Origin of the sequence: Halobacillus sp. H74 (assembly GCF_052246715.1) — a bacterium.
Taxonomy (GTDB): Bacteria; Bacillota; Bacilli; order Bacillales; family Halobacillaceae; genus Halobacillus; species Halobacillus litoralis_A.
Genome location: NZ_JBQQCI010000004.1, coordinates 564,873 through 578,497 on the forward strand (window position 1 = coordinate 564,873; position 13,625 = coordinate 578,497).

At 41.1% G+C, this 13,625-nt stretch carries 13 protein-coding genes, 1 riboswitch and 1 other annotated feature; of the genes, 9 read left to right on the top strand and 4 right to left on the bottom strand.

Annotated elements, in window-relative coordinates:
* The first annotated feature begins 1 nt into the window (after position 1).
* From menC to ytkD, 3 genes are all read left to right on the top strand, one after another.
* The gene (gene menC, locus ACTWPX_RS12100; protein WP_443119976.1) at positions 2 to 1,102 is read left to right on the top strand and encodes an o-succinylbenzoate synthase; all 1,101 of its coding nucleotides are present in this window, start codon (positions 2 to 4) and stop codon (positions 1,100 to 1,102) included.
* 53 nt (positions 1,103 to 1,155) lie between these two features.
* The gene (locus ACTWPX_RS12105; protein ID WP_443119977.1) at positions 1,156 to 1,467 is read left to right on the top strand and encodes a hydrolase; all 312 of its coding nucleotides are present in this window, start codon (positions 1,156 to 1,158) and stop codon (positions 1,465 to 1,467) included.
* 581 nt (positions 1,468 to 2,048) lie between these two features.
* A complete protein-coding gene (gene ytkD / locus ACTWPX_RS12110) occupies positions 2,049 to 2,525 on the top strand; it encodes an RNA deprotection pyrophosphohydrolase (protein WP_443119998.1) in 477 nt (158 codons plus the stop codon).
* A 62-nt stretch (positions 2,526 to 2,587) separates the two neighbouring features.
* Here the strand turns inward: ytkD and pckA are convergent, their stop codons facing one another.
* Complete coding sequence (gene pckA, locus ACTWPX_RS12115; protein ID WP_128526153.1) at positions 2,588 to 4,183, bottom strand: phosphoenolpyruvate carboxykinase (ATP); 1,596 nt, start codon at positions 4,181 to 4,183, stop codon at positions 2,588 to 2,590.
* A 285-nt stretch (positions 4,184 to 4,468) separates the two neighbouring features.
* A riboswitch (SAM riboswitch) is annotated at positions 4,469 to 4,582 on the top strand.
* Positions 4,583 to 4,804: 222 nt separating this feature from the next.
* Between pckA and metK the strand changes: the two genes are divergently transcribed.
* Positions 4,805 to 6,001 (top strand): methionine adenosyltransferase, encoded by a 1,197-nt coding sequence (gene metK / locus ACTWPX_RS12120; protein ID WP_443119978.1) that lies wholly within the window; start codon positions 4,805 to 4,807, stop codon positions 5,999 to 6,001.
* A 37-nt stretch (positions 6,002 to 6,038) separates the two neighbouring features.
* On the opposite strand, the gene ACTWPX_RS12125 is transcribed toward metK, so the two are convergent.
* Complete coding sequence (locus ACTWPX_RS12125; RefSeq protein WP_443119979.1) at positions 6,039 to 6,551, bottom strand: gamma carbonic anhydrase; 513 nt, start codon at positions 6,549 to 6,551, stop codon at positions 6,039 to 6,041.
* Positions 6,552 to 6,610: 59 nt separating this feature from the next.
* Here ACTWPX_RS12125 and ACTWPX_RS12130 point away from each other — a divergent pair, with 59 nt between their 5' ends.
* Together ACTWPX_RS12130 and ACTWPX_RS12135 are read left to right on the top strand one after the other, a co-directional pair.
* Positions 6,611 to 7,387 (top strand): lysophospholipase, encoded by a 777-nt coding sequence (locus tag ACTWPX_RS12130; RefSeq protein ID WP_443119980.1) that lies wholly within the window; start codon positions 6,611 to 6,613, stop codon positions 7,385 to 7,387.
* A gap of 55 nt (positions 7,388 to 7,442) precedes the next feature.
* Entirely contained in the window at positions 7,443 to 8,483 is a 1,041-nt protein-coding gene (locus tag ACTWPX_RS12135) for a tetraprenyl-beta-curcumene synthase family protein (RefSeq protein ID WP_443119999.1), read from the top strand.
* 62 nt (positions 8,484 to 8,545) lie between these two features.
* Here ACTWPX_RS12135 and ACTWPX_RS12140 read toward each other — a convergent pair whose 3' ends face one another.
* Together ACTWPX_RS12140 and ACTWPX_RS12145 are read right to left on the bottom strand one after the other, a co-directional pair.
* The gene (locus tag ACTWPX_RS12140; protein WP_443119981.1) at positions 8,546 to 9,118 is read right to left on the bottom strand and encodes a class I SAM-dependent methyltransferase; all 573 of its coding nucleotides are present in this window, start codon (positions 9,116 to 9,118) and stop codon (positions 8,546 to 8,548) included.
* Positions 9,119 to 9,328: 210 nt separating this feature from the next.
* On the bottom strand, positions 9,329 to 9,466 hold the full coding sequence (locus tag ACTWPX_RS12145) for a hypothetical protein (protein ID WP_164908596.1): 138 nt from the start codon (positions 9,464 to 9,466) through the stop codon (positions 9,329 to 9,331).
* A 116-nt stretch (positions 9,467 to 9,582) separates the two neighbouring features.
* Positions 9,583 to 9,800, top strand: a binding site (T-box leader).
* A 52-nt stretch (positions 9,801 to 9,852) separates the two neighbouring features.
* Between ACTWPX_RS12145 and leuS the strand changes: the two genes are divergently transcribed.
* The 3 genes from leuS (at position 9,853) to ACTWPX_RS12160 (ending at position 13,062) form a co-directional block, all read left to right on the top strand.
* Positions 9,853 to 12,267: a leucine--tRNA ligase gene (gene leuS / locus ACTWPX_RS12150; protein WP_443119982.1), complete on the top strand. Its 2,415-nt coding sequence runs from the start codon at positions 9,853 to 9,855 to the stop codon at positions 12,265 to 12,267.
* A 128-nt stretch (positions 12,268 to 12,395) separates the two neighbouring features.
* The gene (locus tag ACTWPX_RS12155; RefSeq protein WP_443119983.1) at positions 12,396 to 12,707 is read left to right on the top strand and encodes a rhodanese-like domain-containing protein; all 312 of its coding nucleotides are present in this window, start codon (positions 12,396 to 12,398) and stop codon (positions 12,705 to 12,707) included.
* 19 nt (positions 12,708 to 12,726) lie between these two features.
* Complete coding sequence (locus ACTWPX_RS12160) at positions 12,727 to 13,062, top strand: rhodanese-like domain-containing protein (RefSeq protein WP_443119984.1); 336 nt, start codon at positions 12,727 to 12,729, stop codon at positions 13,060 to 13,062.
* Positions 13,063 to 13,625 lie beyond the last annotated feature (563 nt).

Sequence of the window (13,625 nt, forward strand, 5' to 3'; positions counted from 1 at the left end):
GATGAATATTGACCGGATTACTTTACGTAAGATTATACTTCCATTGAAATCCCCATTCGTCACTCATCACGGCCGCCTTGAAGAAAGACCGCTGATCATCGTCGAAACGAGAGATGGTGACGGTCGTGTAGGGTATGGGGAGGTCACAGCTTTCCCTACGCCATTCTACACTTCTGAAACAATACATACAGCATGGTATGTATTGCAGGAACTGTTGATTCCATCGATCTTATCTAAAAATGTCCACCATCCGAAAGATATAGGACCTATTATGGAGGGCTTTCAAGGTCATCCAATGGCCAAATCTGGGCTGGAAGGTTCATTATGGGATTTATACTGTAAGCAGGAAGAGGTAAGCTTGAGTCAGCTCATAGGTGGAACTCGAAAGTTTGTCACAGCGGGGGCAGTGATAAGTTTAAGGGATGATATGGAATCATATATACATGATTTAAAAAAAGATGGATATCACCGTTATAAGCTGAAGGTTAAAAAAGGATACGAACATGAAACGATTGAAACTGTTCAAGCAATAGATCCCGATCTTCCAATCATGATTGACGCAAATGGACAGTATGATGCAAAAGATATCGATCATTTGAAGTCATTGGATCAATATGGTCTTATGATGCTCGAGCAACCTTTTGCTCCGGGTGACTTTTATCTTCACCGTGAATTACAAAAAAACCTTCAAACACCTTTATGTTTAGATGAATCAGTGAGTGGGTTCCATGATGCGGTCCAAGGTGTCCAGCTGGAAAGCTGCCAAATCATTAATGTGAAAATCAGCAGGGTGGGCGGCTTGAAGGCTGCAATCCAAATACATGATTATTGTAAAAGAAAGGGCTTCCCTGTCTGGTGCGGGGGGATGGTTGAGTCCGGAATTTCCAAAGCACATAATCTGGCGCTTGCTTCTCTCCCTAATTTCACCATACCGGGTGATCTGTCTGGTTCTTTGCGCTACTTCGAAAAAGACATCATCAACCCTGGTATTCAAATAAATAAAGGGCAAATAGAAGTTCCTCAAGGTCCTGGCATCGGTGTAGATGTTGATGAGGAATATCTTCACCATGTGACCTGTGAAGCATACACTTTCTCTGTTTAGAATGTAATAAGCTTTCCAACAATGGCTCACAATAGGACCAAGGAGGGCGATTCATGGACAGGGATAAGTATTACATCAATATCGGCACAAGAGAAATTTCATTGAATCACGATGGAAACAATGACGATTTTCTCATTTACGCTACAAAAGAAGAAGTAATCACTTTAAGAGAGATTTTTGATGAAATCTACAATTCCGATGTACGTTCATTTTACAGAGCTCATGTACCGTTCAAGCCTTATCACCAGGATGAAGATAATGACGAGACAGACATGGAAATGAAACATGCCTTTCAGAAAATTTATGACCTCGGTGATGAGACAACCAAGAATCATATTGTCGAAATGGGTGTATTGGAAGATTAAGGAGAAGGCCGCTTCATATAAGGAAGCGGCCTTCAATACTTTCAGTTAATAAAACCGTGGAGAATATCCATTTCCTATACTTCTACTTTATCTACCCGCTGGAATTTCGATGTCCACGGTCTCATAAAAATGGCTGTATTCACAGTGTATGACAGTGTTTTCTTTCATTTTTTCTCCAATTGATTGTTGAGCATAACCACCTTCTGCTTTGAAGCTCCTGGAGTTGCGGGGGTATGATTGTGATCGGTAAAAGCATTCATTTGCTCTAAACATTCTCATGTCCCTTTACCACCCATCTTCTGTTGGCAGAAAAAGAAAAAGACCATCATGATATACGAATGAATTGGAAAAAGGTTTATTCATCTCAGGATGGGGCTATCCCGCCGTTTCGGAATTTAAGTCCAGTTGGGTTTCTTTTGTTATATTTTCAAAATATGAGGGTATATCAACCAAAAGACACTACCATTTGATGATTGTAAGTTTATCTGCAGAGTGGTTTGTATTTGGGGTGGCTTATGGTACGATTTAAACAGGCAAGCAAACAGAACGCTTATAAAGAATTAAAGGCAGTTGAAGCAGACATGAAAACATTTTACGATTTTTATCACAATCCTGTTCGATTATCTTTTGATGATCACCCTTTTTCTAAGACACCTAAACATGTGTGGGTCATTTGCCGTTTTAAAGACCAATGGCTGCTTACGAAGCACAAAGACCGAGGTCTCGAATTCCCGGGCGGGAAAGTAGAGGAAGGGGAAACGGCAGAGCAAGCAGCGATAAGAGAAGTTCAAGAGGAGACAGGCGCTCAAATTGATGAATTATCTTATATCGGTCAATACCATGTAGATGGAAAAGGTGGGACCGTCATAAAGAACGTTTACTTTGCGGTCATTTCCGGTTTGACGGATCAGGAGCATTATTTTGAAACGTTTGGTCCTGTATTATTCAGGCATTTACCTCGTAACTTAAAAAGAAATGATCGGTTCAGCTTCATGATGAAGGATGAAGTTCTACCCGAATGTATGAAGAAAATTGATTACATTTGCAAAGAGAGCTAAAAAGGGATCCACCGCTTCGTATCGGTGGATCCCTTTTTATTCTATGAAAAGATGAGAAAATATTATCGGGACCTGTTATAGGTCGGGCCTGCTTGCTTTATAGCATGGCTCGCATGAGTGAACTTTTGAAAGTTTTCGTGGAATTGTTCCGCTAGTTCTTTGGCACTCTTGTCATACTCCTCTGCTTTTGCCCAGGTTTTTCTTGGGAAAAGGACTTCATCAGGTACTCCAGGGCAATGCGTGGGAATGTTCAACCCGAAGTAAGGATCTTGATAAGTCTCTGCTGAACTCAGCTCTCCTTCTAATGCGGCTTGAATCATAGACCTCGTATAACTTAACTTGATTCGTTCTCCTTCACCGTAGGAACCGCCAGACCACCCAGTGTTGACTAAATAAACATCTGTGTTGAACTGGTCGATTTTTTCACCAAGCATTTCAGCATAAGTAGCTGGAGCTAAAGGAAGAAAAGGTGATCCGAAACAAGCAGAGAATGTTGCTTGCGGCTCGGTAATCCCTCTCTCCGTTCCTGCAAGCTTACTTGTATAACCACTTAGAAAATGGTACATCGCCTGTTCTTTAGTCAGTTTGCTGATGGGAGGTAAAACACCGGTAGCATCTGCTGTCAAAAAGATGATGGCATTTGGATGACCGGCGATACTCGGTTGTACTGTATTTTCAATATGCTCGAGAGGATAAGCAGCACGAGTATTTTCAGTTAGACTCGTATCACTGTAATCAGGTCTATGGGTTTCTTCGTTTAACACCACATTTTCTAACACAGCTCCAAAATGAATGGCATCAAAAATCTGCGGTTCTTTTTCTTGGGAGAGGTTGATACATTTCGCGTAGCATCCTCCTTCAATGTTGAATACTCCGTAACTGGACCAAGCATGCTCATCATCCCCGATTAATCGGCGCTGTGGATCAGCAGACAAAGTGGTTTTCCCTGTCCCGGAGAGTCCGAAAAATAAAGCGACATCTCCTTCTTTTCCGACATTTGCCGAACAGTGCATAGGCAGGACGTTCTTTTCAGGAAGAACGTAATTCATCACAGAAAAGATGGATTTTTTTATTTCTCCTGCATATTCTGTGCCGCCTATAAGTACAACACGGTGTTTGAAGGAAATCATGATGAATGCTTCAGAGTTCGTACCATCTACACTGGGGTCCGCTTTGAAGGTTGGTGCTGAAATGACTGTGAATTCAGCTTCGTGATCTTCAACTTCTGAAGTCTCAGGACGTATGAACATTTGTCGGGCGAACAAATTGTGCCAAGCGAATTCGGTAAGTACTTGAAGGGGGAGGCGGTGTTTCTCATCAGCTCCTGCATAACCTTTGAAAACGAATAATTCATTTCTTCCCTTCAAATAATCCAGAACTTTATGGTACAGATTTACGAACGTGGAGTCATCGATAGGTTTATTGACAGTTCCCCAGTCGACTTTATTTGCAGTCGTCTCATCTTTTACGATGAATTTATCTTTTGGTGATCTACCAGTGTAAGTACCTGTCGTTGCTTGAACGGCCCCTTTTTCCGTTAAAGTTCCTTCATTACGATATAAGATCCTTTCCACTAAATGTGGAACAGATGATTGGTGTTGGACATGCTCTTGCGCTAATAAGAGGTTTAATTCTGACATTTGATTGATGGTACTCATATGCGTCGACCCGCCTTTATATTAAAATTTAAATGTAAGCTAATCTGGAATTAGTATAACACATTAATCACAATAGTCCATACTATTATTGAAAATGCTTTCATGATATTAATTTCTATATATATGTGGGAAATACCTTGTTATCATCTTATGTAATATACTAATGAACGTTTACGATTGAAGAAAGGATCGACCACTTCCACATGGTCCTTTTCCCTTAGAAAAGCTTAGTATTCTAATTGACATTAAACATGGATTTCGATACGATAACTGAGAACGGAAACTCTCTTATCCAGAGTTGGTGGAGGGACAGGCCCTTAGAAACCCAGCAACCGTCTTTTCAAATGACATGGTGCTAACCTGAAGCAAGGAATGAGAACACTCCTTGGACGATAAGAGCGAAAGGAAGCAGCCCCTTTCCTCGATATAGGAAGGGTTTTTTCTTTTTTATGAGAAATATCCGTAGCAGGTGGAAAACCTGGTGATATTCCTATGTAAAAGCTCAATTGGTTGTGAAATGATTCAACAAGAAAATATATGAAACAGCTTATTAGTTTCTGCACATACTGGTAAAGAGTTCCGTCTAATACTTTGTACTTACAGAAGGAGGAGTTTTTCAGAATGCCTGCCAACCGCCGGTTATTCACATCAGAATCTGTTACAGAAGGACACCCTGACAAAATTTGCGATCAGATTTCTGATGCCATTTTAGACGAAATTTTAAAAAATGACCCGAACGCGAGGGTTGCATGTGAGACAACAGTTACAACGGGACTGGTGCTTGTCTCCGGAGAGATCAGTACTAATACTTATGTAGATATACCTTCGATTGTCCGTCAGACAATCAAAGAAATAGGATATACACGAGCGAAGTATGGATTTGATGCCGATACTTGCGCTGTATTGACAGCCATCGATGAGCAATCTCCTGATATTGCTGGAGGCGTTGATGTTGCTTTAGAATCTCGAGAAGGTAAGATGAGTGATGATGAAATTGAAGCCATTGGTGCTGGAGATCAAGGTCTGATGTTCGGATTCGCTAACAACGAAACAGACGAACTTATGCCGCTTCCGATCGCTTTGGCTCATAAACTTTCTAAACGCCTGGCAGATGTCCGCAATGATGGTACCTTGGATTATTTGCGTCCAGATGGAAAGACTCAGGTGACGATAGAATATGATGATAAGGATCAACCGGTCAGGGTTGATACAATTGTCATTTCTACTCAGCACGCAGAGGAGATCACACTTGAGCAAATCAAGAAAGATTTAAAAACCCACGTCATAGACCCTGTCGTACCTAATGGTTTGATTGATGATGAGACAAAGTATTTCATTAATCCTACTGGCCGCTTCGTTATCGGTGGACCTCAAGGAGATGCAGGGTTGACGGGGAGAAAAATCATTGTCGACACCTATGGAGGTTACGCTCGTCATGGAGGCGGTGCTTTCAGTGGTAAAGATGCTACCAAAGTTGACCGTTCTGCTGCGTATGCTGCCCGTTATGTAGCAAAAAATATAGTCGCTGCGGATCTTGCTGATTCTGTAGAAGTCCAATTAGCATATGCGATTGGAGTGGCCCAACCTGTATCGATCTCCATCAATACGAATGGTTCAGGGAGAGTATCGGAGGAGAAACTTGTCGAAGCTGTTCGCGAATTGTTCGACCTTCGTCCGGCCGGGATCATTAAAATGCTCGACCTTCGTCGGCCGATTTACCGCCAAACAGCTGCATATGGTCACTTTGGCCGGACAGATGTAGAATTTCCTTGGGAAAAAACAGATAAAGCAGCTCAATTGAAAGATCGGTTTAAATAATAAAAAACTGCCTCCACTTTACCGTGGAGGCAGTTATTTATTTCTGCTGTTTTTTATAATATTGTCCTTTTTCAACATAGCTTGCGCGAATGCGATTCAACTCTTTAATGTCATCATTATTCAATTCTCTGATCACTTTAGCCGGCCGACCGAAAGCTAGTGTATTTGGAGGGATCACTTTACCGGGCGGTACTAGACTCCCTGCACCGATGAATGCCTGTTCCCCGATTTCCGCACCATCCAGAATAAGCGAACCCATCCCGATTAAAGCATTTTCCCTTATATGAGCAGAGTGGAGTGTAACTTGATGGCCGACCGTCACGCCATCCTCAATGATCAAGGGTTGATCAGGGCTTTGATGCAGAAGGCTGAGATCCTGGATGTTTGTGTTTTTACCGATATGTACTGGTGCCACATCTCCTCGTATTACTGTTTTAAACCATATGCTTGCCATTTCACCTATGGTGACGTCACCTGTAATAACCGCATCATCCGCTACGAAAGCGCTCGGGTGGATGTCCGGATGCTTTCCTTTATATTCGCAATACATACTGAACCCCCTTATAATATAGTTGATAATAGTATATCAGAAGAAAAGGGGGGAACGCTGTGAAGAAATTGGAGTCTGTTGACGATATCGCTACCATCGTTCTCGTACACGGGGCCTTTGAACATGGTGGCAGGTACAAGGAATTAGTGGAACGTTTACGTCAGGATCACTTTTCAGTCATATATGGCGACCTTCCCGGGCAAGGTGTTTCAGAAGGGAAGAAAGGACATATCCATTCTTTTAAGGATTACACCAATACAATCAAATCCTGGGTGGAGCAGGCAAATCCTGAAAAAAAGATATTCATCATTGGCCATAGCATGGGAGGGTTGGCTGTGATTCGGTTCATGGAAGAAAAACAAACAAAAGTAGATGGAGTGATTCTGTCCTCACCAGCGGTTAGTATCTTGAATAAAGCAAGCAAACCTTTAGAGGCAGTTTCTTATCTCCTGAACCATATCACCCCTTCACTTAGGATCAAAGCTTCTCAGCAGCCAGAAATCATAACAAGGAATCCTAAGAAGATTACGGAATTCAATGAGGATCCATTGATTATTGATAAAGTTTCTGTTCGGTGGTATCGTGAATTTCAAAAGGCGACACGTCAAGCATTTTTGAATATTGACAAATTCCCTGATGTCCCTCTGCTGGTCATGCAGGCAGAAGCGGATTACATGGTTGACGCTCAAAAAACTACAGAGTGGTTTGATAAAGTCGTTTCGAAAGAAAAGAGCTATAAACAGTGGCCTGGGCTTTATCACGAAATTTTTAATGAACCGGAATTTGAAGAGGTTTATCGCTATACACGGTCTTTTATCGATAATCATTTTAATTAATCTGCAAGGAGGCAACATCTTGATAGGTTCTGTTCCAAAAAATGCCGTCCACCTCATGTATCAAGTTTACAAAAATATTTTCCCTGCCGTTCATCAAGAACTTGAGCGATGGATTGAACTTGCAAAAGCTATACCAGATGAAGAGTTGAGAACTCAAGCACTTGCCAGCATTGAAGAAAAAACGTTCCATTGCGAAGGGGGAGCAATCTATTCCGTGTTAGCAGGGAATGAAGCAAGAGAGGCGATTCGCTTCATAGTTGCTTACCAAACCATTAGTGATTATTTGGATAATCTCTGTGATCGCAGTACTTCAATGGATCCTGAGGATTTCAGAATGTTGCATCAATCTATGACAGACGCTCTCACTCCAACTAATGAAACAAAAGATTACTACCGTTATCGTGAGGAAAAGAATGATGGCGGGTATTTACATCAACTAGTAAAGACTTGTCAAGATGTACTGGGGAAAGCTGAAGGGTATGAGATGGTGGGTGACTATACTTTGAAGCTAGGGTCCCTATACAGTGATCTGCAGGTACATAAACATGTTATTGAAGAAGAGAGAATACCACGGCTTCAGCAATGGTTTGAAATGCATCGAAAAGAATGGCCGGAATTGAAATGGTATGAGTTTTCTGCCTGCACAGGGTCAACATTAGGCATCTTCTGTCTTGTTTCTTATACTTTGGGCGGAAGGATCGATCATTCATTAGCTGCTCAAGTGGAACGCAGCTATTTTCCATTCATGCAAGGGCTGCATATTTTATTGGATTACTATATTGACCAAGACGAAGATGAGTTGGAAGGTGACTTGAACTTCTGTGCTTATTATGAACATGAAGATCAAATGAAAAAACGTTTCAAGTATTTTGTTGAAAGGACACACCATGAGATAAAGAAACTCCCTGATCCAGCTTTTCATCAAATGATTCATGAAGGCTTGGTCGGTATGTATTTGGCTGATCGTAAAGTCGGTAAACTACAAAATGCTAAAAGTTTTGTAAAAGATATGTTGAAGTCGAGCGGGAAAAAAGCAACATTTTTTTATTACAATACAAAGATATATCATAGATTAAAGCCTGGACGAGAATTATAAACGCCCAGGTCTTTTCTTTTTTTAATCATTAGAACAATCGCCTGAAGTGTTCCAGTTTTTAATTAGTGTTTTTCAATTGCGAGGATAAAAGGAGGGGTGCGTTTCTGGTTGATGAACCCATAGTTCAGGACATGATATTCTTTTTGGTTGAGCGAAGTTACATATTCTAAAAGAGCATCTTTTTCTTCACTCCCACCAGGATGCCCATGATAAACTACAAGCACAACCAATCCTCCCTTTTTCAAGGAAGACAAGACATTCGTTACAGATGCGATCGTCTCATCAGGCGTGGTAACAACGCTTTTGTCACTGCCTGGAAGGTATCCTAAATTGAAAATGGCTGCCTGAACATTCCCCTTATGTTTTTCTGGTATGTAATCTTCTACCTTTCCGTGTGAGTCATGAATAACCGTCGTTTGGTCGAGTACTTTTTCCGCTGATAAACGATCTCTGGTTTTTCGGACTGCTTCACTCTGGATATCAAAGGCATATACGTGCCCTCCCCCTCCGACAAGTTCAGCTAAAAGGAGGGTATCATGACCATTTCCGCAAGTTCCGTCAATGGCGATATCCCCCTTATTTACAGCTTGCTTCATTAATATGTGCGAGTAATCTACAATCCGGTGCAGAATCATTAACCTAACCTCCGTATCTTACATATAATCACTATTCCTTATTGTAGCATGGGAAACAGGGCTATGAAATGAATCAGACACGGGCTCATAAGTCTTGGACATTATCGATGAACTTAGGGACGTCTTTTCCTGTGTGAAGCGGTTTTTCTTCTCAATTAAACATTTTAAAATTCCTGGCCGAAGAAAAAACCTGCACCATAAAGATGCAGGTCAATATTTAGAGTTTGATTTGTTTTTGGAATTCTTTTTGTGTTTCTGTACAGAGTCATAAGCTTTCTTCGCATACTGTTTTGTTTGCTCAGGATTTCTTTTAGCGTAGTTTACAGCCTTGCTTATTAGTTTTTTCATAAGAAACCTCCTTCATCTTTCACTATGATTTTATCACGGACTTTTTCTATTGTAAGGTAATACGGCTCCGTCTGCTTGACAAAGCCTTCTGCTTTCATTAAGATACGATTATAAATGTAAAAACTTAGATGAGGAGTAGTAGTGATTGATTCAAGCTTTAGAGAGACAGTGGCTGGTGAAAGCTGTCCTTGAATGTCATGAACTCGCCTTGGATGTTGCAGATGTGAACATAAGTAGTTTCTGCCGGTGTGATCGCCGTTATAGATGTCGAGTTGAACGCTTTTATAGTGTTAATTTGGGTGGTACCGCGGGAATCAAGCCTCTCGTCCCATTTAGGGATGAGGGGCTTTTTATATTTTTATTCAGATAATGAGGAGGAAAAGAATATGGCTTTTGATCATAAGACCATTGAGAAAAAATGGCAAAAGCATTGGCTGAAGGAAAAAACATTCCAAACAGACAGCTATTCGGACAAAAAGAAATTTTACGCACTGGATATGTTCCCTTACCCATCAGGGGCTGGCCTGCACGTTGGTCACCCTGAAGGTTATACAGCTACAGATATTTTGTCCCGTATGAAGCGGATGCAAGGCTACGAAGTTCTTCACCCGATAGGCTGGGATGCATTCGGTTTACCAGCAGAACAATATGCATTAGATACAGGAAATGACCCGGAAGAATTCACCAAAAAAAATATCGATACATTCCGCCGTCAAATTCAGGAATTAGGCTTTTCCTATGATTGGGATCGGGAAGTGAACACGACTGATCCTGATTATTATAAATGGACGCAATGGATTTTCTTGAAGCTTTATGAAAAAGGTCTTGCGTACATTGATGAAGTAGCTGTCAATTGGTGCCCCGCATTGGGTACTGTGCTTGCCAATGAAGAAGTCATCGATGGCAAAAGTGAAAGAGGCGATCATCCGGTTGAACGCCGTCCAATGAAACAATGGATGCTTAAAATTACAGCCTACGCAGATCGTCTTCTTGATGACTTAGAGGATCTGGATTGGCCGGAGAGTATCAAGGATATGCAGCGGAATTGGATCGGTAAATCAGAAGGTGCTGAAGTAACATTCCAAATCGATGAGTATAATCAGTCTTTTAATGTTTTTACAACAAGACCGGATACGCTCTTTGGAGCGACTTATGCTGTATTAGCTCCAGAGCACCCACTTGTAAATGAGATTGTTGCTGAAGAGCAAAAGTCTGAAGTAGAGGGTTACATTGAAAAAGCCCAGAACAAGAGTGACTTAGAACGTACCGATTTAGCTAAAGATAAGTCAGGTGTATTCACAGGAGCATATGCGGTCAATCCGATCAATGGAGAAAAGTTACCGATTTGGGTAGCTGATTATGTATTGATGACTTATGGAAGTGGAGCCATCATGGCAGTACCCGCTCACGATGATAGGGATTATGAATTCGCTCAAAAGTTCAACCTTCCTATCATTCCAGTAGTCGAAGGAGGAAATGTGGAGGAAGAGGCATACACAGGTGACGGCCCTCATATCAACTCTGATTTCTTGAACGGCTTGGCAAAAGAAGAAGCGATCACCAAATCAATAGAATGGCTGGAAGACAATGGTGATGGGCGGAAACAAACGACTTACCGTCTTCGTGATTGGTTGTTCAGCCGGCAACGATATTGGGGTGAACCTATACCAGTCATCCATTGGGAAGATGGTTCCATCACACCAGTGGAAGAAAAAGATCTCCCTATACAACTTCCTAAAACAACGGAAATCAAGCCATCAGGCACAGGTGAATCACCACTTGCCAATATAGAAGAATGGGTGAATGTCGTTGATCCAGAAACAGGGATGAAAGGACGGAGGGAAACGAATACCATGCCTCAATGGGCAGGGAGTTGCTGGTATTACCTTCGTTATATAGATGCAAATAATGATGAAATGTTCGCAGATTATGAAGCATTGAAAAAGTGGCTTCCAGTTGATGTATATATCGGTGGGGCGGAGCACGCGGTCCTTCACTTACTATACGCCCGCTTCTGGCATAAAGTCCTTTATGATGCGGGAGTGGTACCGACCAAAGAGCCTTTCCAGAAGTTGTTTAACCAAGGGATGATTTTGGGAGAAAACAATGAGAAAATGAGTAAATCAAAAGGGAACGTAGTGAATCCTGATGATATCGTTTATTCCCACGGAGCCGACACCTTGAGACTTTATGAGATGTTCATGGGACCATTGGATGCATCTGTAGCCTGGTCTACGAATGGTCTGGATGGGGCACGCCGTTTCCTAGATCGCGTTTGGAGGCTGTTCGTTACGGATGGAGAATCATCAGGGGCCATTCAAGAGGATAGTGATGACAGTACGCTTGAGAAGGTGTATCACGAAACCGTTAAAAAGGTATCAGAGAATTTCGAGGAACTTCGTTTCAATACAGGAATTTCTCAGATGATGGTATTCATTAATGAAGGCTACAAAACGGATGTATTGCCTAAAGAATATGTGGAAGGGTTTGTAAAGCTGTTGTCTCCGGTTGCTCCACACATTTCAGAAGAACTTTGGGAAATACTCGGTCACAAAGAAACCATCAGCTATGAACCATGGCCTTCTTTTGACGAGTCTAAACTAGTTGAAGATGAAGTTGAAATCGTCATTCAAGTCATGGGGAAAGTGAGAGCGAAGATGATGGTCAACAAAGAAGCCTCTAAAGAAGACCTTGAGAAACAAGCATTAGAAAATACAAATGTTCAAGAATGGTTAGAAGGTAAAACAGTAAGAAAAGTGATTGCCGTTCCTGGAAAGCTAGTGAATATCGTAGCAAACTGATATAGTAACCACCTCGATAAAGCGTGCGAGGTGGTTCTTTACAAGCTGAACACTCCAAAACAGATACCTTGACTTTGAGTTGTTATAAATTAAAATATATTTGAAACTAATCTTTAGGAGGGTCTTATGTGAGCCGTATAGAAGAAATCACTCCGCAAGAAGTAGAGAAGAGAATCGGACGAAAAGAAGATTTTACAGTTATAGATGTAAGGGAAGATGATGAAGTAGCACAAGGGATGGTACCTACGGCTAAACATATCCGTCTAAGTGATGTCCCGCAATCGGTTGATCAACTACCTAAGGATAAGGAATATGTCATGATTTGCCGGTCAGGTAGGAGAAGCATGAATGCAGCAGAATTCATGAATGAAAATGGTTTTTCTAATGTTAAGAATATGGAAGGCGGGATGTTGGGCTGGAACGGAGAACTCGTCTTCTAGAGTGAAAGGATAAAAGGTCATGGAAATTTTATACGGCTGTGCCGTCATTTTAATCATGATGGTTGCCTATCAAATCAACCAGAGATTTTTCTTGAAGCCATATCAACGGCAGAGGTCTACAGAAGATGAATTCTGTGTCATCGATATAAGAGATTATATCAGTGCACACCGTTCCCCCTATCCAGGTGCAGAGAACATCCCTCTGAGCTATTTAAGAAGAACTCTGAACGAGCGTTTTGATTGTCCGAAGAAAATTTTGGTAGTGTCCGATGATAAACGCGGAGCGAAAATGGCTGCAAAATTAATTAGAAAAAAACAACACAAACCTGTCTATTATATTCAATCCAATGGATGATCTCCTTCTTTCGAAGAAGGGGATCTTTTATTTGTAATCAGTGAATGATCATTCTGGAATGATAAGTGGATATGTATGTATATCTATAAGAGGATTGAAACTTATATTTTGCACCGGTACAACTATTCGCACCTGGGTAAAGGGGAAGCTTCCGTTTCCACATCCTCATAATTGAAATTCTACTCTGCTTTCCTCAATGGTTAATTAAAGGGGTTTTTGATTTGTTAATACCTTAAGAGGCAAAGTGGAGTCCTTTTATAAAAAATCTAACAAACTATTGACGTGATCAATAGAGACATGTAATATAGTCAACGTTGCTTATTTGAAAACAAATCAAATCAAGGACGAAATATTTATTTCAACAAAATCTATCAAAACTATTGACGATATATAATTTATTGTGCTAGAATTTGATTACTGTCGCATAGGGCAGTCATTGATCTTTGAAAACTGAACGAACCAACCAGTACGTCAAGATATTTCTTCTTATAAAGAAGAGATTTGAAACAAGCACATTCGGTGTGCAAATGAGCAAGTCAAACTAACTTTTATGGAGAGTTTGA

Coding starts and splice junctions, on each gene's coding strand:
- menC (WP_443119976.1), top strand. CDS start 2: ATGAATATTGACCGGATTACTTTACGTAAGATTATACTTCCATTGAAA.
- ACTWPX_RS12105 (WP_443119977.1), top strand. CDS start 1,156: ATGGACAGGGATAAGTATTACATCAATATCGGCACAAGAGAAATTTCA.
- ytkD (WP_443119998.1), top strand. CDS start 2,049: ATGAAAACATTTTACGATTTTTATCACAATCCTGTTCGATTATCTTTT.
- pckA (WP_128526153.1), bottom strand. CDS start 4,183: ATGAGTACCATCAATCAAATGTCAGAATTAAACCTCTTATTAGCGCAA.
- metK (WP_443119978.1), top strand. CDS start 4,805: ATGCCTGCCAACCGCCGGTTATTCACATCAGAATCTGTTACAGAAGGA.
- ACTWPX_RS12125 (WP_443119979.1), bottom strand. CDS start 6,551: ATGTATTGCGAATATAAAGGAAAGCATCCGGACATCCACCCGAGCGCT.
- ACTWPX_RS12135 (WP_443119999.1), top strand. CDS start 7,443: ATGTATCAAGTTTACAAAAATATTTTCCCTGCCGTTCATCAAGAACTT.
- ACTWPX_RS12140 (WP_443119981.1), bottom strand. CDS start 9,118: ATGATTCTGCACCGGATTGTAGATTACTCGCACATATTAATGAAGCAA.
- ACTWPX_RS12145 (WP_164908596.1), bottom strand. CDS start 9,466: ATGAAAAAACTAATAAGCAAGGCTGTAAACTACGCTAAAAGAAATCCT.
- leuS (WP_443119982.1), top strand. CDS start 9,853: ATGGCTTTTGATCATAAGACCATTGAGAAAAAATGGCAAAAGCATTGG.
- ACTWPX_RS12160 (WP_443119984.1), top strand. CDS start 12,727: ATGGAAATTTTATACGGCTGTGCCGTCATTTTAATCATGATGGTTGCC.